This is a genomic window from Streptomyces sp. NPDC030809 (assembly GCF_055572195.1).
The window spans coordinates 607,586-625,138 of the sequence record NZ_JBVIDV010000001.1; the positions used below are offsets into that span (position 1 = coordinate 607,586).

Annotated in this window: 15 protein-coding genes, 1 rRNA gene and 1 riboswitch; of the genes, 3 read left to right on the forward strand and 13 right to left on the reverse strand. The window is 71.2% G+C overall.

The genetic code is table 11. The features are described from left to right. Positions 1–214: 214 nt before the first annotated feature. Complete coding sequence (locus ACZ407_RS02620) at positions 215–1,762, reverse strand: glutamate-cysteine ligase family protein (protein WP_468124877.1); 1,548 nt, start codon at positions 1,760–1,762, stop codon at positions 215–217. Positions 1,763–2,262: 500 nt separating this feature from the next. Between ACZ407_RS02620 and ACZ407_RS02625 the strand changes: the two genes are divergently transcribed. After that, a complete protein-coding gene (locus ACZ407_RS02625; protein ID WP_468124878.1) occupies positions 2,263–2,859 on the forward strand; it encodes a hypothetical protein in 597 nt (198 codons plus the stop codon). 252 nt (positions 2,860–3,111) lie between these two features. Further along, a complete protein-coding gene (locus ACZ407_RS02630; RefSeq protein ID WP_468124918.1) occupies positions 3,112–3,318 on the forward strand; it encodes a DUF5999 family protein in 207 nt (68 codons plus the stop codon). Positions 3,319–3,435: 117 nt separating this feature from the next. Here ACZ407_RS02630 and gcvP read toward each other — a convergent pair whose 3' ends face one another. After that, positions 3,436–6,321: an aminomethyl-transferring glycine dehydrogenase gene (gene gcvP / locus ACZ407_RS02635; RefSeq protein WP_468124879.1), complete on the reverse strand. Its 2,886-nt coding sequence runs from the start codon at positions 6,319–6,321 to the stop codon at positions 3,436–3,438. A gap of 196 nt (positions 6,322–6,517) precedes the next feature. Continuing rightward, a riboswitch (glycine riboswitch) is annotated at positions 6,518–6,627 on the reverse strand. 113 nt (positions 6,628–6,740) lie between these two features. Here gcvP and ACZ407_RS02640 point away from each other — a divergent pair. After that, on the forward strand, positions 6,741–7,133 hold the full coding sequence (locus ACZ407_RS02640; protein ID WP_468124880.1) for a PRC-barrel domain-containing protein: 393 nt from the start codon (positions 6,741–6,743) through the stop codon (positions 7,131–7,133). Here the strand turns inward: ACZ407_RS02640 and ACZ407_RS02645 are convergent. The 11 genes from ACZ407_RS02645 to rrf all read right to left on the reverse strand — a co-directional run bounded on the left by ACZ407_RS02645 (position 7,034) and on the right by rrf (position 17,417). Then, the gene (locus ACZ407_RS02645) at positions 7,034–8,497 is read right to left on the reverse strand and encodes a DNA polymerase IV (protein ID WP_468124882.1); all 1,464 of its coding nucleotides are present in this window, start codon (positions 8,495–8,497) and stop codon (positions 7,034–7,036) included. The two genes, ACZ407_RS02640 and ACZ407_RS02645, sit on opposite strands and share 100 nt — an antisense overlap. 53 nt (positions 8,498–8,550) lie before the next feature. Continuing rightward, entirely contained in the window at positions 8,551–9,210 is a 660-nt protein-coding gene (locus ACZ407_RS02650; RefSeq protein WP_468124883.1) for a MerR family transcriptional regulator, read from the reverse strand. Between the two features lie 207 nt (positions 9,211–9,417). After that, positions 9,418–9,891 carry a bifunctional nuclease family protein gene (locus ACZ407_RS02655; protein ID WP_468124884.1) on the reverse strand — a complete coding sequence of 158 codons (474 nt, stop codon included), beginning with the start codon at positions 9,889–9,891 and terminating at the stop codon, positions 9,418–9,420. 74 nt (positions 9,892–9,965) lie between these two features. Next, a complete protein-coding gene (ftsR, locus tag ACZ407_RS02660) occupies positions 9,966–10,712 on the reverse strand; it encodes a transcriptional regulator FtsR (RefSeq protein WP_468124885.1) in 747 nt (248 codons plus the stop codon). A 42-nt stretch (positions 10,713–10,754) separates the two neighbouring features. Further along, entirely contained in the window at positions 10,755–11,696 is a 942-nt protein-coding gene (locus ACZ407_RS02665) for an FHA domain-containing protein (protein ID WP_468124920.1), read from the reverse strand. Positions 11,697–11,778: 82 nt separating this feature from the next. Continuing rightward, a complete protein-coding gene (locus ACZ407_RS02670; RefSeq protein ID WP_468124886.1) occupies positions 11,779–12,678 on the reverse strand; it encodes a DUF881 domain-containing protein in 900 nt (299 codons plus the stop codon). Positions 12,679–12,683: 5 nt separating this feature from the next. Continuing rightward, positions 12,684–13,016: a small basic family protein gene (locus tag ACZ407_RS02675; RefSeq protein ID WP_003970459.1), complete on the reverse strand. Its 333-nt coding sequence runs from the start codon at positions 13,014–13,016 to the stop codon at positions 12,684–12,686. Next, positions 13,013–13,906 carry a DUF881 domain-containing protein gene (locus tag ACZ407_RS02680; RefSeq protein ID WP_468124888.1) on the reverse strand — a complete coding sequence of 298 codons (894 nt, stop codon included), beginning with the start codon at positions 13,904–13,906 and terminating at the stop codon, positions 13,013–13,015. The genes ACZ407_RS02675 and ACZ407_RS02680 overlap by 4 nt, the downstream gene beginning before the upstream one ends. Positions 13,907–13,983: 77 nt before the next feature. Then, on the reverse strand, positions 13,984–16,479 hold the full coding sequence (locus tag ACZ407_RS02685) for a sugar phosphate nucleotidyltransferase (RefSeq protein WP_468124890.1): 2,496 nt from the start codon (positions 16,477–16,479) through the stop codon (positions 13,984–13,986). 95 nt (positions 16,480–16,574) lie between these two features. Further along, positions 16,575–17,183 carry a CDP-alcohol phosphatidyltransferase family protein gene (locus tag ACZ407_RS02690; protein ID WP_468124891.1) on the reverse strand — a complete coding sequence of 203 codons (609 nt, stop codon included), beginning with the start codon at positions 17,181–17,183 and terminating at the stop codon, positions 16,575–16,577. A 117-nt stretch (positions 17,184–17,300) separates the two neighbouring features. Further along, a 5S ribosomal RNA gene (gene rrf, locus ACZ407_RS02695) occupies positions 17,301–17,417 on the reverse strand. Positions 17,418–17,553: the final 136 nt, after the last annotated feature.

Consider the following 17,553-nt stretch of genomic DNA (forward strand, 5'->3'; position numbering starts at 1 on the left):
TGCCCGGCCACGAGGGCCGCACCCGCATGGACGCCTGCACGACACCGTGCGCGCCGTCCACCACCGGGCGGCCCGGCACGCGTACGCCCCGGGCCAGGTCCGGGCCGAGTTCCGGGCCGAGTTCCGGGCCGCCCGGGCCGAGTCCGGGCCACCGGCGGGGCCGCCTACCGCGTCCGCGACCCCGCCCGGATCCACACCGCGACCCTCGACACCGTCAGGGCCGGCGGCCGCGGCTGACCGCCGCCGGCTGCGCGAGCTCCCCCTCCGCCGGCCCCGCCGGCCAGGTGTGCACCGGCTCCCCGCCCCGCATCAGCTCCGCATAGCGGCGGGTCAGGGCGGCGAGCGCGTCCTCCCGGGACATCCCGGCCGCCCGGGCCCGGTGGAAGGCGTCCACCTGCCAGGTCGCCCCGTTCACCCGGCGCCGGCAGCGCTCCTCGATGATCCCCAGGTACAGGTCGCGGTCGGCCGGCTCGATGCCCCAGGCGTCGAGCCCGGCCGCAGCCATCGGCAGCAGCTCGTCGAGGACCAGCCGGTCCGCCGGCACCGTCGCCAGCCCCCCGCCCCGGCCGCGCCGCGGCCAGCGCAGCCGCGCGTCGATCCCGTACCGGCACGCGGCGTCGAAGTTGGCCTCGGCCTCGGCAAAGGACATCCGGGTCCACACCGGCCGGGCCTCGTCCGCCAGGGCGCGCACCAGCCCGTAGTAGAAGGCCGCGTTCGCGACGACATCGACGACGGTCGGCCCGGCGGGCAGGACCCGGTTCTCCACGCGCAGGTGCGGCACGCCGTCCGCGACCCCGTACACCGGCCGGTTCCACCGGTACACCGTGCCGTTGTGCAGCACCAGCTCCTGGAGGCGCGGCACCCCGCCCTCGTCGAGCACCCGCAGCGGCTCCTCCTCGTCGCACAGCGGCAGCAGCGCCGGGAAGTAGCGGACGTTCTCCTCGAACAGCTCGTACGCGGAGTCCACCCAGCGCTCGCCGAACCAGGTGCGCGGCCGGACCCCCTGGGCCTGGAGTTCGGGCGGCCGGGTGTCGGTGGCCTGCGTGAACAGCGGCGGCCGGGACTCCCGCCACAGCTCGCGGCCGAAGAGGAAGGGCGAGTTGGCCCCCACCGCGATCTGTACGGCCGTCACCGCCTGCGCCGCGTTCCACACGGCGGGGAACCGGCCCGGGGTGACCTGGAGGTGCAACTGCACCGAGGTGCAGGCCGCTTCGGGCACGATCGAGGTGGTCGTGCAGGTCAGCCGCTCCACCCCGTCGATGTCGAGGGTGAAGTCCTCGCCGCGGGCGGCCACGATCTGGTCGTTGAGGAGGGCGTACCGGTCCACCTCGGACAGGTTGGCCGAGACCAGATCGGCGTGCGCGAGGGTCGGCAGAATGCCGATCATCACCACCCCGGCGTCGATCTGGGCGGCCTGCCGGTGCGCGTAGCCGAGACCGGCCTCCAGCTCCTCGGTCAGCTGGTCGAATACCCGGCCGCCGATCCGGTGCGGGACAATGTTGACCTCCAGATTGAACATCCCGAGTTCCGTTTGGAAATCGGGACTGGCAATCCGGTCCAGCACTTGCGCATTCATCATTCTCGGCAGTCCGTCGGAACCCGCGAGATTCAGCTCGATCTCCAGCCCCATCAGATTCTTCGGGCGATCGAACCTCTTCTCCGCCAACAGGCGCCCCAGTCCCTCCAGGCACTCGTGGAGCTTCCTCCGATACCGTTGCCGATCGGACAGGTCGAAATCGCCTGCCACGACCTTCTCCCCCATCGAAGCGTCCCTCCTCGACTGGGCGGCCCCTGGTTCCCGGCCGTCGCGTTACGGTCGATGATGCCCCGCACGGATGATCGATAACGCCCGCAGTGCGGTTCCCGCCGGGAGCGCGCGCCGGTTTGGCCGAAGGGGCGCTTCGGCATATTCCCCCTGCAATCCCCGGTCCGCACATTCCCGCAGACCGTGCCACGCCGTGAATACCAGAGCTTTCCAGCCGAGCACCCTTCAGGTAACCTCCGAGGTCAGCGCGGCAATCCCGCGCCCCTTCGACATGAAATCCACCGCAGCGGGTCCGGTATGGGCCTTGCCGGCAATAGCCGGGACAGCTAGCCGAAACACTGCGTGAACACGTGTCGTATAAACTCGCAATCGAGGCACGGAGTCGGCGCGCGGCCATTGCCCCTCAGCCCCCCTCCGGCCCCAGAATGCGACAGCGCCGTCCGCACTCTCTGCAGTCCCCCGTTTCCCCAGGTCTCCCAAGTGAGAGGCGACCCACCATGCCGCTGCATGTCCCCCCGGCCCCCGCGCCCGCCCTGCGCAGCGTTCTCGCGGCACTCGGTTCACCCCTGGCCGTCCATGAGGCGCACACCCCCTCCCTGCGCTCGCTGCAGGGGCCGGTGACCGCCGAACTCCCGCTCCCCGTCCACGTCCTGGAGCGGCTGAACCTGTCGCGGGCCGCCGGCGGCCGGCCGCCCCGCACCCGGCTGTCGGGCTGGCGGTTCCTCATCCGCAGCGGCGACCGGTTCGTGGCCGCGGCCGACACCCGGCTCACGGCGGACGGCTGGGTCTTCTCCCATTTCTTCGAGGGACCGTACGTGGCCGCGACCGAACGCGCCCTGCGCCAGGCGGAGTCGCTGGGTACGCCGTTCCAGCCGCGCCTGCTGTCCGTGCCGGAGCTGTACATGCTGACGCTCTGGCTGCACCGGTCCGCGGGAGCCGACCCGGCTGCGGGCCTGCCGGCCCCCGCCGACCTGCTGGTCCCCCTGGCCCCGGCACCGCCCGGCATCGCCGCGTACCGGCCGCACCCGGTCTCGGAACTACTGCCGGTGCTCACCCACCGGCTGATGCCTCCCGCCCTGGCCACCCCCGCCTGAGCAGGTACGCCATTCGGACTAGCCCGCCCGGGCCAGCCGCGAACCACCCGAAAAGGCAGGGGAGTTGAACTGAACCGCCCGCACGAGTGATGCGTCATCAATCGGTGAGGACAGCTACCGGGAAATCCCTGCGGAACGACCGCCGTGGGGGAACACTGTTCCCGGACCGACCGAATGACGATACGGGGGGCGGCCATGAACACCGCATCGAGCCGCAGCACACTCACCACACCGCAGCGAAAGAACGCATCCATGTGCCAGCACCAGCCAGCTTGCCCGTCAGCCGACTCCGCCGACCGGGAAGCCGCCCGGCCGGTGGCCAACCACCCGGAGCAGGGCTGGAGCCTGCTGTGCAACGGCGTCCTCCTCTTCGAGGACACCGGCGAGCTGCTGCCGGACGGCCAGATCATCGCCCCGCACCGCCCGCTGGCGGCCTCGCAGGTGATGCGCGCCGCCTGACGCGGGGCGGCCGCCGGGCACCTGAGGACGGGGCACTGCGCACAACGGCCGAGGGCCGGTACGGGGATCGTCCCGTACCGGCCCTCGGCCGTGTCCGCGGGCCTGCCGGCCCGCGGATCAGTTGTCGTACTCGTCCAGCGGAGGGCAGGAGCAGACCAGGTTGCGGTCGCCGAAGGCACCGTCGATGCGGCGCACCGGCGGCCAGTACTTGTCCGCGGTGGACACGCCGGCCGGGAACACGGCCTCGTCACGGGTGTACGGGTGCGTCCACTCGCCGCCCAGGGCCGCCGCGGTGTGCGGGGCGTTGTGCAGCGGGTTGTCGTCCGCCGGCCACTCGCCGGAGGCGACCCGCTCGATCTCGGCGCGGATCGCGATCATCGCGTCGCAGAACCGGTCCAGCTCCACCAGGTCCTCGGACTCGGTGGGCTCGATCATCAGGGTGCCGGCCACCGGGAAGGACATCGTCGGCGCGTGGAAGCCGTAGTCGATCAGGCGCTTGGCGATGTCGTCCACGCTGACGCCCGTGGACTTCGACAGCGGGCGCAGGTCGATGATGCACTCGTGCGCGACCAGGCCGCCCGGACCGGTGTAGAGGACCGGGTAGTGCGGCTCCAGGCGCTTGGCGATGTAGTTCGCGCCCAGCACGGCCACCTGCGTGGCGCGCTTGAGGCCCTCGCCGCCCATCAGGCGCACGTACGACCAGGAGATCGGCAGGATGCCGGCCGAGCCCCACGGGGCGGCCGAGATCGGGCCGACCCCGGTCTCCGGGCCCGCGGTGGGCTGGAGCGGGTGGTTCGGCAGGTACGGCGCCAGGTGGGCGCGGACCGCGACCGGGCCGACGCCCGGGCCGCCGCCGCCGTGCGGGATGCAGAAGGTCTTGTGCAGGTTCAGGTGCGAGACGTCGCCGCCGAAGTGGCCCGGCTTGGCGAGGCCGACGAGGGCGTTGAGGTTCGCGCCGTCCACGTAGACCTGGCCGCCGGCCTCGTGCACCTGGGCGCAGATGTCGGCGACGTGCTCCTCGAACACACCGTGGGTGGACGGGTACGTGATCATCAGCACGGCGAGCTCGTCGCGGTACTGCTCGATCTTGGCGCGCAGGTCGTCCGCGTCCACCTCGCCGTCGTCGGCGGTCTTGACGACGACGACCTTCATGCCCGCCATCACGGCGCTGGCGGCGTTGGTGCCGTGCGCGGAGGAGGGGATGAGGCAGATGGTGCGCTGGGTGTCGCCGTTGGCGCGGTGGTAGGCGCGGACGGCCAGCAGGCCGGCCAGCTCACCCTGCGAGCCGGCGTTCGGCTGGATGGAGACCTTGTCGTAGCCGGTGACCTCGCAGAGACGTTCCTCCAGCTCGCGGATGAGCGTGAGGTAGCCCTGCGCCTGCTCCACGGGGGCGAAGGGGTGCAGCTGGCCGAACTCGGGCCAGGTGACCGGCTCCATCTCGGTGGTCGCGTTGAGCTTCATGGTGCAGGAGCCCAGCGGGATCATGCCGCGGTCCAGCGCGTAGTCCCGGTCCGAGAGCTTGCGCAGGTAGCGCAGCATCGCGGTCTCGGAGCGGTGCTGGTGGAAGACCGGGTGGGTCAGGTACTCGTCCGAGCGCAGCAGGCCGGCCGGCAGCGCGTCGGCGACGGTCTCGTCCAGCGCCTCGATGTCCGCGGTGACGCCGAAGGCGGCCCAGACGGCCTCGATGTCGGCGCGCAGGGTGGTCTCGTCCACCGCGGCGGAGACGGTGTCGGCGTCGGCGAGGTGCAGGTTGACCCCGCGCTCGGCGGCCGCGGCCACGATCTCGGCGGCCCGGCCCGGAACGCGCGCGGTGAGGGTGTCGAAGAAGGCGCCGTGCACCAGCTCGACCCCGCCGGCCTGCAGACCGGCGGCCAGGATGCCCGCGTAGCGGTGGGTGCGGCGGGCGATGGTCCGCAGGCCCTCGGGGCCGTGGTAGACGGCGTACATGCCCGCCATGACCGCGAGGAGCACCTGCGCGGTACAGATGTTGCTGGTGGCCTTCTCGCGGCGGATGTGCTGCTCGCGGGTCTGGAGGGCCAGGCGGTAGGCCTTGTTGCCGTCCGCGTCCACCGAGACGCCCACGAGGCGGCCCGGCAGGGAGCGGGCGTGCTTGTCCTGGACGGCCATGTAGCCGGCGTGCGGGCCGCCGAAGCCCATGGGGACGCCGAAGCGCTGGGTGGTGCCGACCGCGATGTCCGCGCCCAGCTCGCCCGGCGAGGTGATCAGGGTCAGGGCCAGCAGGTCGGCGGCGACCGTGACGATCGCACCGAGCTCGTGGGCGGCGTCGATGAGCGGCTTGATGTCGCGGACCGCACCGGAGGCGCCCGGGTACTGGATCAGCACGCCGAAGACACCGCGCTCGGCGACCTCGGCCGGGATGCCCTCGGAGAGGTCGGCGACGACGACCTCGACCCCGGTGGGCTCGGCGCGGGTCTCGATGACCGCGATGGTCTGGGGCAGCGCGTCGGCGTCGACGAGGAAGACCCCGCCCTTGACCTTGCCGACCCGGCGGGCCAGCGTCATGGCCTCGGCGGCCGCGGTGCCCTCGTCCAGCAGGGAGGCGCCGGAGGTGGGCAGGCCGGTGAGCTCGGCGACGACGGTCTGGAAGTTGAGGAGCGCCTCAAGGCGGCCCTGCGAGATCTCCGGCTGGTACGGGGTGTACGCGGTGTACCAGGCCGGGTTCTCCATGACGTTGCGCAGGATCACCGGCGGGGTGAAGGTCCCGTAGTAGCCGAGGCCGATCATGGAGCTCATGACCTTGTTCTGCGACGCGAGGGTGCGCAGCTCGGCCAGGACCTCGGCCTCGGTGCGGGCGGCCGGAAGGCCCAGGGCCTCGGCGCTCTTGATCACGTCCGGCACCGCGGCGGCGGTGAGCTCGTCCAGCGAGCCGTAGCCGACCTGGGCCAGCATCTTCGCCTGCGCTTCGGCGTCGGGGCCGATGTGGCGCTGTTCGAAGGGGATGCCGCTCTCGAGCTGGCTGAGCGGAATGCGGTGGGCGGTCATCTGCGGAGGCCTCCTGGTCTCGCGACCTACGAGGGGTGCCACGGCGCGGGCACCCGGACGGCCTCCCCCTCTGTCATCTCAACCTGAGAGCTTCACCGGGTCTCCCGGGGGTTGCCCGTGGAGTCCCGGCTTTCACCGTCGGTGAGGAGGGGTTCCGGCACACCGGTCCGACGCCCGCCCTGCTTTCCAGAGTGGCCTCGTCCGTGCGGTACGTCTGCCTGAGAGATTCCGGGGAGGATTTGCTCCTTCGGCGCCACCGAGAGGCTCGGTACGAGCGTTCTCGGAGGACTCTCCCGCACAGGGTCAGCAGCCGGAAACCAGACTACCAGCGAGGTTGCCGGGACTCCCTCGAGTGGCCCCTTCTTCAAATATGCACTTTCGTAGTCATTACGGAGGAGTTGCGACCAAATGGAGGGACCGTGCAGACCGATATCGATCCGCGCAGCCTGATCGGCCGCAAGGCGTTCGACCGCAACGGCACCAAGATCGGCACGGTCGACGAGGTGTACCTCGACGACGCGACCGGCACCCCGGAGTGGGCGGCCGTCCGCACCGGACTGTTCGGCCGGGACGCCTTCGTCCCGCTGGAGCCGAGCGAGCTGGTCGGGGACGCCCTGCGCATCCCCTACGAACGCTCCCTCATCAAGGATGCACCCGACTTCGGGGTCGGGCGCCACCTGTCCCCCGAGCAGGAGCTGCAGCTGTACCACCACTACGGGCTGGACGTGGCGCTGCCCGGCGACTTCGCCGCGCCCGCCCCGCCGCCGGCCCCGGACCGCGACTTCGGCCGGCTGAGCACCGACGAGGGCTGAGCCACCAGCGGCAGCGGGTCCGAGGGCGCCAGGTCGGGATCGTCCACCGGGAAGGTGCGCACCCGCCCCGGCGCCCGGTCGCCCGGCTCCTCGAAGCGCACGGTCACCCGCCCCACCCCGCTGCCCTGGACCCATCCCGCCCCGTGCACGGCGTGGCGGACGTCACTCCCGGCGGCCCAGCGCCGCTCCGGCGGCGGGCCGTCCGCGGCGGCGGCCGGCTCGCCCGCGCCCTCCGGGGCGGCGGGCGGCCCCTCCTCGCCCTCCTGCGCCGCCCGGGCCTCCGCCTCCCCGGCCGCGGCCTGGGCGAACAGGTCCTCCTGCGTGTAGTCGGCGAGCCCGGAGACCCCGACGCCCAGCAGCCGGACCCCGCCGGTGGTGTCCACCGCGTCCAGCAGCCGGGCCGCGGCCTCGCGGACCACGCCGGGGTCGTCGGTGGGCCCGCGCAGGGTCTCGGACCGGGTCAGGGTGGAGAAGTCGTACCGCCTGACCTTGAGCACGATGGTGCGGCCGGAGTGCCCGGAGGCCCGCAGCCGCTGCACGCAGCGGTCGGCCAGCCGCTGGACCTCGACGCGGATGCGGACCCGGTCGTGCAGGTCCACGTCGAAGGTGTCCTCGACGGAGACCGACTTCGCGTCCCGCTCGGCCACCACGGCCCGGTCGTCCAGCCCCAGGGCCATCCGGTACAGCGCCACCCCGTGCGAGCGCCCCAGCATCCGTACGAGCTCGTCCTCGCCGGCCTCGGCCAGCTCCCCCACCGTGGTGATCCCGGCCCGCCTCAGGTGCTCCCCGGTCGCCGGCCCGACCCCCGGCAGGGTCCGCACCGTCATCGGGGCCAGGAGTTCCCGCTCGGTGCCCGGCGCGATGAGGACCAGGCCGTCGGGCTTGGCCTCCTCCGAAGCGATCTTGGCCAGCATCTTGGAGCCGGCCAGCCCGACCGAGCCGCTCAGTCCCGTGACGGCCCGGATGTCGGCCCGCAGCCCGACGGCCACGGCCCGGGCGGACTCCTCGTCGTCCGCGACCCCGCCCGCCTCCAGGTCCACGAAGGCCTCGTCGAGGCTGAGCGGCTCCACGAGCGGGGACAGCGCCCCCAGCAGCTCCATGACCTGCTCGCTCACCGAGCGGTACACCTGGAAGCGGGGGACCAGGTACGCGCCGTTCGGGCAGAGCCGACGGGCCTGGGCCATGGGCATGGCCGAGTGCACACCGAAGCGCCGGGCCTCGTAGGAGGCGGTGGCGACCACCCCGCGCGGCCCCAGCCCTCCGACGATCACGGGCTTTCCGCGCAGGCTGGGCTTCGCCGCCTGTTCGACGGCGGCGAAGAAGGCGTCCATGTCCAGATGGAGGATCGTCGGCGCGGCTCTCACGTCTCCGATGCTGCCCTACGCCACTGACAATGCCCCGGTGGGACGGCCGGCGCTCAACCGGCGCGGTTGCGCCGCCTGGCGAGCTCGTCCGCTGGGTTGTGCCCGATCAGGGTCTCGCCGGTGTCGATCCGCTCCCCGTGCAGCTGCGAGAGGGCGTTCTCCACGTCGCGCCGGACCACCCCGACCGCGATGCCGAAGACCCCCTGGCCGCCCTGGAGCAGGCCCACGACCTCGTCGGGCGAGGTGCACTCGTACACCGTGGCACCGTCGCTCATCAGGGTCATGCGCTCCAGATCGGCGAACCCGCGGTCGCGCAGGTGCTGGACCGCGGTGCGGATGTTCTGGAGGGCCACGCCGGTGTCCAGGAAGCGCTTGACGATCTTCAGGACGACCACGTCGTGGAAGCTGTAGAGGCGCTGGGTGCCCGAGCCGTACGCCGGGCGGACGCTCGGCTCGACGAGCCCGGTGCGCGCCCAGTAGTCCAGCTGCCGGTAGGTGATGCCGGCGGCGGCGCAGGCGGTCGGCCCCCGGTACCCGATGCCCTCGGCTGCCGGATCGGCGTTGACCACGTGCGGAGCACCCGAAGGGGTCGGCACGGTCTCCGGCTGGCGGCGCGCAGCGCCGACCGTCGTGCCGTGCAGCGGATACGGACCGCTCTCCCCCGGACTGCGTGCGGGGATGCCCCCGGTCGTACCGTCGCCGCTGATTCTCACGCCGACCCTCCGTCCTTGACCTGCCATCTCGACGGTAGGCAGTCACCAGGGGTGCGTCAACGATCGCCACACTCGGCACGCCGAGTGATAATCACCCTGAGAGTGGTTTCCCGTACCCCTCCGCGGGGAAAGGCTACTCGAATGACTTGAGCATTCCTTGAGGAACGGCGCGGGCGCGGCCGGGACTCGCCGGCCCCCGCAGCCGGGTCACTGGTTGCTGGTGCCGAAGTCCTCGGGCGAAATCTGGTCGAGGAACTCGCGGAACTTCTCCACCTCGTCCTCCTGCTCGTCGGGGATCGCGATGCCGGCGTCGTCGAGGACTCCGTCGCTGCCGTAGATCGGCGTACCGGTGCGCAGGGCCAGCGCTATGGCGTCGGAGGGCCGCGCACTGACCTCCACGCCGCTGGCGAAGACGAGCTCCGCGTAGAAGACGCCCTCCCGCAGGTCCGTGATGCGCACCTCGGTGAGCTCCTCGCCCACCGCCTCCAGCACGTCCTTGAAGAGGTCATGGGTCAGCGGCCTGGCAGGGGCCATCCCCTGCTGGGCGAAGGCGATCGCGGTCGCCTCACCAGGACCGATCCAGATGGGGAGGTACCGATCGCCTCCCACTTCGCGCAGGAGCACGATCGGTTGGTTGGAGGGCATTTCCACCCGGACACCCACAACGTCGAGCTCGTTCACACAGCAACCCTAGGACCTGCCCGGCCGGTTTGGGTAGTCGGGGTCCCCCGCGGGTCCTCCCGGGTCCTCCGCCGTCAGCGGATCCGCACCCCGAGGGCGGTCCGCACCAGGGCCTCGTGGAGGCGTACGGAGAGCCCCGCGAGCTCCCTGAGAGTGGCCTCGGCGTGCGCCCTGGTCTGCGGGTTGCGGTGGCGGCGCAGCGGGGCCACGACCTGCTCCACCAGACCGGCCTCGCGGTCGGCGGCGGCCTTCATGGCCCGCAGGTGCCGCGGCTCCAGCCCGTAGCGGCCCAGATCGGCCACCAGCCGGGCCACGGTGACGGCCTCCGCGTCGTAGCCGCCGCCCGGGGTCTCGGCGATCAGCCCGTACGACTCCCACTCGGCCAGTTGCTCTTCGTCCACCTCGGCGGCCGCGAGCAGCTCGGTCCGGCCGACCTTCGCCACGGTGGGCCGCTCGGCCTCCTCGGGAGCGGCCACGGCCGGCAGGGAGTCCCCCTGCGGGGAGGGAGCGGGGATCCGGGCCTGCTCCCCCCGGGCGAGCGCGTCGAGGTGCTCGCGGATGACCTTCAGCGGGAGGTAGTGATCGCGCTGGAGGCGCAGGATGCGGGCGAGCCGCTCGACGTCCTGCGCGCTGAACTTGCGGTAGCCGGAAGGCGTGCGCTGGGGCTCGACGAGCCCCTCCGCCTCCAGGAACCGGATCTTGGAGATGGTGACTTCGGGAAACTCGCCACGCAGCTGGTTGAGCACCGTCCCGATGCTCATCAGCCGCCCGGCCGAGCCGGCGGCGCCGTTTCCGGCACCGCCCGTCGGTGTCAGCAGCATGGACCTTCCCAGGGGGTGCCCCGGACCCGGTCCGGGGGAGGGTCAGATGCCTCGCTGGCTCGCGTAGAAGACCAGCCGGTACTTGCCGATCTGCACCTCGTCACCGTTGTTGAGCGCGACCGAGTCGATCGGCTCGCGGTTCACGTAGGTGCCGTTGAGGCTGCCGACGTCGGAGACGGTGAACCCGCCGTCCTGGCTCCTGCGGAACTCGACGTGCCGCCGCGAGACGGTGACGTCGTCCAGGAAGATGTCGCTCTGCGGGTGCCGGCCCGCCGTCGTCAGCTCGCCGTCCAGGAGGAAGCGGCTGCCCGAGTTCGGACCGCGGCGCACGACCAGGAGGGCCGAACCCGGCGGCAGGGCCTCCACGGCGGCCTGAGCCTCGGGAGAGAGCGACGGCGCGGCGTGCTGCCCGGTCACCTCGGCCTCGTAGGCCTCCAGCCCGGAGATCGAGATGGTCGAGGTGGTCTCCGAGGCGCGCTCCGGCGTCAGACCCGGCCGCAGCGGCGCCCCGCAGTGGGAGCAGAAGCGGCTGTCGGCACCATTGTGGTGCCCGCACCTGCTGCACACCTGCACGGCCGACATGGACGGCTCCTCGCGCCGCGGCTGCCCCGCGGAGGCATTGGTCGCATACGGGTCGGGGGCGAACCCTCCACCCGCACCTGAGGTTGATGGTTCACCGAAACCTATGCGGCCGGATGCGGCAGGGTCAACAGACGACGCGCCCTGGACGCCCGAATTGTCACCCGCCCCCGCCACCTCGTCGCGGAACAGCGGGCGGCCGCCCTGCGCTTCTTCCTCTGCGTGCCGCGAGGCACGGTGCTTGGCCGCGCTGTCCTCGCGGGCCTTCTTGCCGAACAACTTCTCAAACAACTTCACGGGCGATTCCCCTTGACCGAAACAGACCCGCCCGTGGGGCAGGACGAACCCTGAATGCACACACCTGCCGACCCGGACATTCTCACAACGTCCGTAACCACCAGACAGTTTCCACCACGCACCGCTCGTTCGGTGCGCCGACCCCCCGCAAGCAGCCGCGCGCGTGAGGGCCTCCCGCCAGTGCTCCGTGTCATGACGATGACGACCGAGCGTAGTCAGGCTGCTTCGCCGCCCGCAAGGCGTCGACGACGATCTTCGTCGAGCGTACGACCTCCGCGGTGGCCTGCTCCTTCTCCAGGGTCTGGATGACACCGCCCGGGATGTTCAAGGCCGGTTCGAGGTCCTGGGGCCGGCCGATCACCTTGAACTCGTACGGCTGTGTGATCTTCTTACCGTCCACGCCCACGCCCCCGTCCTCGTCGGAGAAGTACGTGCCGGCGACCACGCGGACCCCGTTGACCTGGATGGCCTCGGCGCCCGCGGCCCGCAGTTCCTGGATCGCGTCGAGGAGCATGTCGGACTCGACGAGGTGCTTGGGGTCGGAGACCCGGAGGGTGATCCCCGGGCCCTCGGCCGCCACCGTACCCGCCAGGATGCCGAGTTGGCGCTCCTTCTCGACGGTCTGCTTGCGGGCCTCCTCGGCCTGGTCGGAGCTGGTCTCCAGCTCCGTGCGCTGGTCCTCCAGGCGCTGCTTCTCGTCCTCCAGCCGCTTGGTGCGGCCGTCGAGCTCGTCGAGGATCCGCACCAGGTCCTCCTGGCGGGCACCCCGCAGGGCGCTGCTGTCGCTGTTGGAGCGCACCTGGATGGCCAGGCCCAGGCCCAGGACGAACAGCAGCAGGGCCACGATCAGTTGGGCGCGCGTCACCCGCGGCGGCCACAGGCCCGCAGCCAGCCGCTGCCGGCCGGTCATGGCGGGCGGCTCCGCGGCCTCGGCCGGGGGCGCCTGCGCGGGCTGCTCCGCGGCGGGCGGCGGCGGGGCCGGGCGCCGCGGGCCGGGCTCCGGGCGGCCGGGGCCCGAAGCCTCCGCGGGACCTTCCGGTCCCGGGGTGTCCGAGGTGTTCGGCGTGTTCGGGGCGTTCTCTTCGCTCATCGGCCTCACGCCCGGAACACGTGCCGGCGGATGGCCGCGGCGTTGGAGAAGATGCGGATGCCGAGCACGACCACCACACCGGTGGACAACTGGGCCCCGACGCCGAGCTTGTCGCCGAGGAAGACGATGAGCGCGGCCACGACGACGTTCGACAGGAACGACACCACGAAGACCTTGTCCACGAAGATCCCGTCGAGCATCGCGCGCAGGCCTCCGAAGACCGCGTCGAGAGCCGCCACGACGGCGATCGGCAGGTAGGGCTCGACCACGGCCGGCACCTCGGGCCGCACCAGTAGTCCGACCACCACTCCGACCACCAGGCCCAGTACCGCGATCACGATGCACCCTTCTTCGGTTCTGCTGTGCGGACGATGAGGCTCGACGCGGCGGGCAGCCGCAGGTCGTCCTCGGCGGAGATGCTGTAGCGGATCCCGTAGTTCTCCTGCAGCACGTGCAGGTACTGGCCGTCCGCGCTGTCCTGGAACTCGGTCCCGAGCCGGTTCTTCGCCCCCACCGCCAGCACCTCGTACGGCGGTACCAACGGCTTGTTGTCGACCAGTATGGCGTCACCGGCGGCCCTGATCGCCGACAGCGAGGTCAGGCGCTGGCCGTTGATCGCGACGGCCTCCGCCCCCGACTGCCACAGGCCGTTGACGATGCGCTGCATGTCCCGGTCGCGGACCCGGCCGGTGTCGGAGAAGCCGGAGTTCTCGCGCGGTCCGCCGCTTCCTGCCTCGGCCTCCTTGGCGTCGTCGACGACGAGCCGGATCCCGGGGCCCCGCACCTCGGTGGCCCCGGACAGCAGGGCGACCAGCTCGCCCTGGTCCCCGCCGACCTGCTTGAGGGCCTCGCGCTGGCGGTCGGCCACGTCGGTGCGCAGCCGCTCGATGTCCTTCTCCAGGGTGTCGGCCGCGGATCCGGCCCGCTCCACCCGGTTGATCAGCTCCTGGCGCTCCTTGGCCAGCACGGGAGCTGTTATCCGCGCCTGCGCGGCGCCCAGCGTCACGACCATCGCGGCGAGCACCAGCCCCCCGGCCAGGGCGAGCTTGGCCTTGAGCGTGCGGGGCAGACCGGTGGCCCCCTCTGCCGCGCGGCGGGCCGAGGCCTCGGCGTATCCCTCGTCGAGACTGTGGTCCATCACATGCGTCAGCAGCGACATGGAGGCGTCCGGGCGCGCCGGCGGAGGGGCCGGAGGCCGATGGGGTGACGGCTGCGACATGCGGCACATCGTCGCATGTCGGATGGGCTGACAACGAATGCGCCCGGGGCCCCGCCGGATTCCTCCGGCGGGGCCCCGGGGCCGGCTCACCGTCCGGCGCCGTCCACGACCGTGGACCACTCGTCGAGCAGCGCCTGCGCAGAGGCTCCGTCGGGCCCTTCGGCCCACAGGTGGGTGACGGCTTCGGCCGGGTCGGGCAGCACCAGTGCCCAGCGGCCGTCGGCCTCCACCACCCGCACCCCGTCCGTGGTGTCCACGTGGCGTGCTCCGGCCGCCTCGACCACCCGCCGCATCACCAGGCCCTTGACGGCCCACGGGGTCGCGAGATCGCGCTTGAGCACATGGGCTCGCGGTATCCGGGCGTCGATCTGGCTCAGGGTGAGCTGGGTCCGCGCGACCAGGCCGATGAGCCGTACGAAGGCCGCCGCCCCGTCGAAGACGCTGCTGAACTCGGGGACGATGAACCCGCCCCGGCCGTCACCGCCGAAGATGGTGCTGTCGGCCCGGCCGACGCGGGTCAGGTCGTCGGGCGAGGTGGTCGTCCACTCCACCTGGGTGCCGTGGTACGCGGCCACCTGCTCGGCGATCCGGGTCGTGGTCACGGGCAGTGCGACCTTGCCGCTGCGCCGCTCGGCCGCCACGAGGTCCAGCAGGACCAGGAGCGCACGGTCGTCCTCGATGATCCGGCCGCGCTCGTCGACGAGGCTGATGCGCTCGCCGACGGGGTCGAAGCGCACTCCGAACGCGGCTCGCGCCGAGGCGACGATCTCCCCGAGGCGGACCAGCCCGGCCCGCCGGGACTCCGCCGTCTCGGTCGGCCGGGACTCGTCGAGTCCGGGGTTGATGGTGAGCGCGTCCACCCCGAGCCGCCCGAGCAGGCTGGGCAGGACCAGTCCGGCGCTGCCGTTGGAGGCGTCCACCACCACCTTCAGCCCGGAGTCCGCGATGCCGGTGGTGTTCACCCGCCGCAGCAGCGAGCCGGTGTACGAGTCGAAGACGCTGGACGGGAACTGCAGGTCGCCGATCTCGCCCGGGAAGGCCCGCCGGTACTCCTGCCGGGCGTAGACCCGGTCGAGCTTGCGCTGGTCGGCCTGCGAGAGGTCGGCCCCGCGCGCGTCGAAGAACATGATGTCCACGGAGTCGGGTACGCCGGGCGAGGTGCGGAGCATGATCCCGCCGGCGCTGCCCCGCGCCGTCTGCTGCCGCGCCACCGGCAGCGGTACGTTCTCCAGGTCGCGGACGTCGATGGCGCTGGCCTGGAGCGCGGAGATCACCGCCCGTTTGAGTGCACGGGCCCCGCGGGAGTGGTCACGCGCCGTGGTGACGGTGGCACCCTTCTTCAGGGTGGTGGCGTACGCTCCGGCCAGCCGGACCGCGAGTTCCGGGGTGATCTCCACGTTGATGATGCCGGAGACCCCGCGCGCGCCGAACAGGTGCGCCTGACCGCGCGACTCCCAGATCACCGAGGTGTTGACGAAAGCGCCGGCCTCGATGGTCTTGAACGGATAGACGCGCACGTTGCCCTGCACGATCGATTCCTCACCGACCAGGCACTCGTCCCCGATCACGGCGCCGTCCTCGATCCGGGCGGCCCGCATGATGTCGGTGTTCTTGCCGATGACGCAGCCGCGCAGGTTGCTGTGCGGCCCGATGTAGACGTTGTCGTGGACGACGGCCTTGTGCAGGAAGGCCCCGCTCTTGACGACGACGTTGGAGCCGATGACCGTGTGCTCGCGGATCTCCACCCCGGCTTCGACCTTGGCGTAGTCGCCCACGTACAGCGGCCCGCGCAGCACGGCGTCGGGGTGCACCTCGGCGCCCTCGGCGATCCAGACGCCCGGGGAGATCTCGAAGCCGTCCATCTCGACCTGGACCTTGCCCTCGAGCACGTCGGCCTGCGCCTTGACGTAGCTCTCGTGGGTGCCCACGTCCTCCCAGTAGCCCTCGGCGACGTACCCGTAGATGGGCCGCCCCTCCTTCATGAGCTGCGGGAACACGTCTCCGGACCAGTCCACGGGGACGTCGGGGTCCACGTAGTCGAAGACCTCGGGCTCCATGACGTAGATGCCGGTGTTCACGGTGTCCGAGAACACCTGGCCCCAGGTCGGCTTCTCCAGGAAGCGCTCGACCTTGCCCTCTTCGTCGACGATGGTGATGCCGAATTCGAGGGGGTTGGGAACCCGGGTGAGGCAGACCGTGACGAGGGCGCCCTTCGCCTTGTGGAAGGCGATGAGGTCGGTGAGGTCGAAGTCGGTGAGCGCGTCGCCGGAGATGACGAGGAACGCGTCGTCTTTCAGGGCCTCCTCCGCGTTCTTCACGCTGCCGGCGGTCCCGAGTGGCTTTTCCTCATTGGCATAGGTGAGCTCCATGCCGAGCTCTTCGCCGTCACCGAAGTAGTTCTTGACCAGTGAGGCCAGGAACTGGACGGTAACGACGGTCTCACTCAGCCCATGCCGCTTGAGCAGCCTCAGCACGTGCTCCATGATGGGCCGGTTGGCGACCGGCAGGAGCGGCTTGGGCATGCTCGAAGTCATGGGGCGAAGACGGGTGCCTTCGCCTCCGGCCATCACGACGGCCTTCATGTCGGAAGGATCCTCCTTGAAGAGACGACGGTCCAGCCGATGTCACCCGCCCGGACACGGACCCCCCGCCACTCCCCCGCGACATTGCGGCGGGCTCAATCGGCCGCGGTGTCCGCCTTCACGAGACGACGGACCTGAACCACGTACAAGATTCCTGCCCACCAGTAGAGGGTTGTACCCCATCCGGCGAACGCCCATCCGAAAACAGACGCGAGCCAACCCAGCCAGCCGTCTTGATCACTCAGAAGGAGCAAGGGGAAGGCATACATCAGATTGAAGGTCGCGGCCTTGCCGAGGAAGTTGACCTGCGGCGGCGGATAGCCGTGCCGGCGCAGGATTCCCACCATCACCAGGAGCATCAGCTCCCGGGCGAACAGGGCGGCCGTCAACCACCACGGCAGGATCTCCCGCCAGGTCAGGCCGATGAGCGTGGAAACGATGTACAGGCGGTCGGCGGCCGGATCCAGCAGCCGGCCGAGGCTGCTGATCTGGTTCCAGCGGCGCGCCAGCTTTCCGTCGAGATAGTCGCTGACCCCGCTGAGCATGAGCACGAGCAGCGCCCAGCCGTCGCTGTTGGGCCCTCCGAACACCGGCCGCAGGATGAGCCAGAGGAACAGGGGTACGCCGACGAGGCGAGCCATGCTCAGGATGTTCGGGATGGTGAGGATTCGGTCCGTCTGGACCCGAGTCTCCTGGACCTCCACCCGGGGGCCTCCACTGTTGAAACGTGCGAACGATCCTCTGACCCTACAGGAGAACACCTGTGCCCAGAACGCAGAAAAGCCCCGCACCAGAAGGTGCGGGGCTTTCCCACAATGATTGTTCGGCGGCGTCCTACTCTCCCACAGGGTCCCCCCTGCAGTACCATCGGCGCTGAAAGGCTTAGCTTCCGGGTTCGGAATGTAACCGGGCGTTTCCCTAACGCTATGACCACCGAAACACTATGAAGTTAACCAACCGGGCATACTCACGGTCGTTACTTCAGAACTAACACAGTGGACGCGAGCAACTGAGGACAAGCCCTCGGCCTATTAGTACCAGTCAGCTCCACCCGTTACCGGGCTTCCACATCTG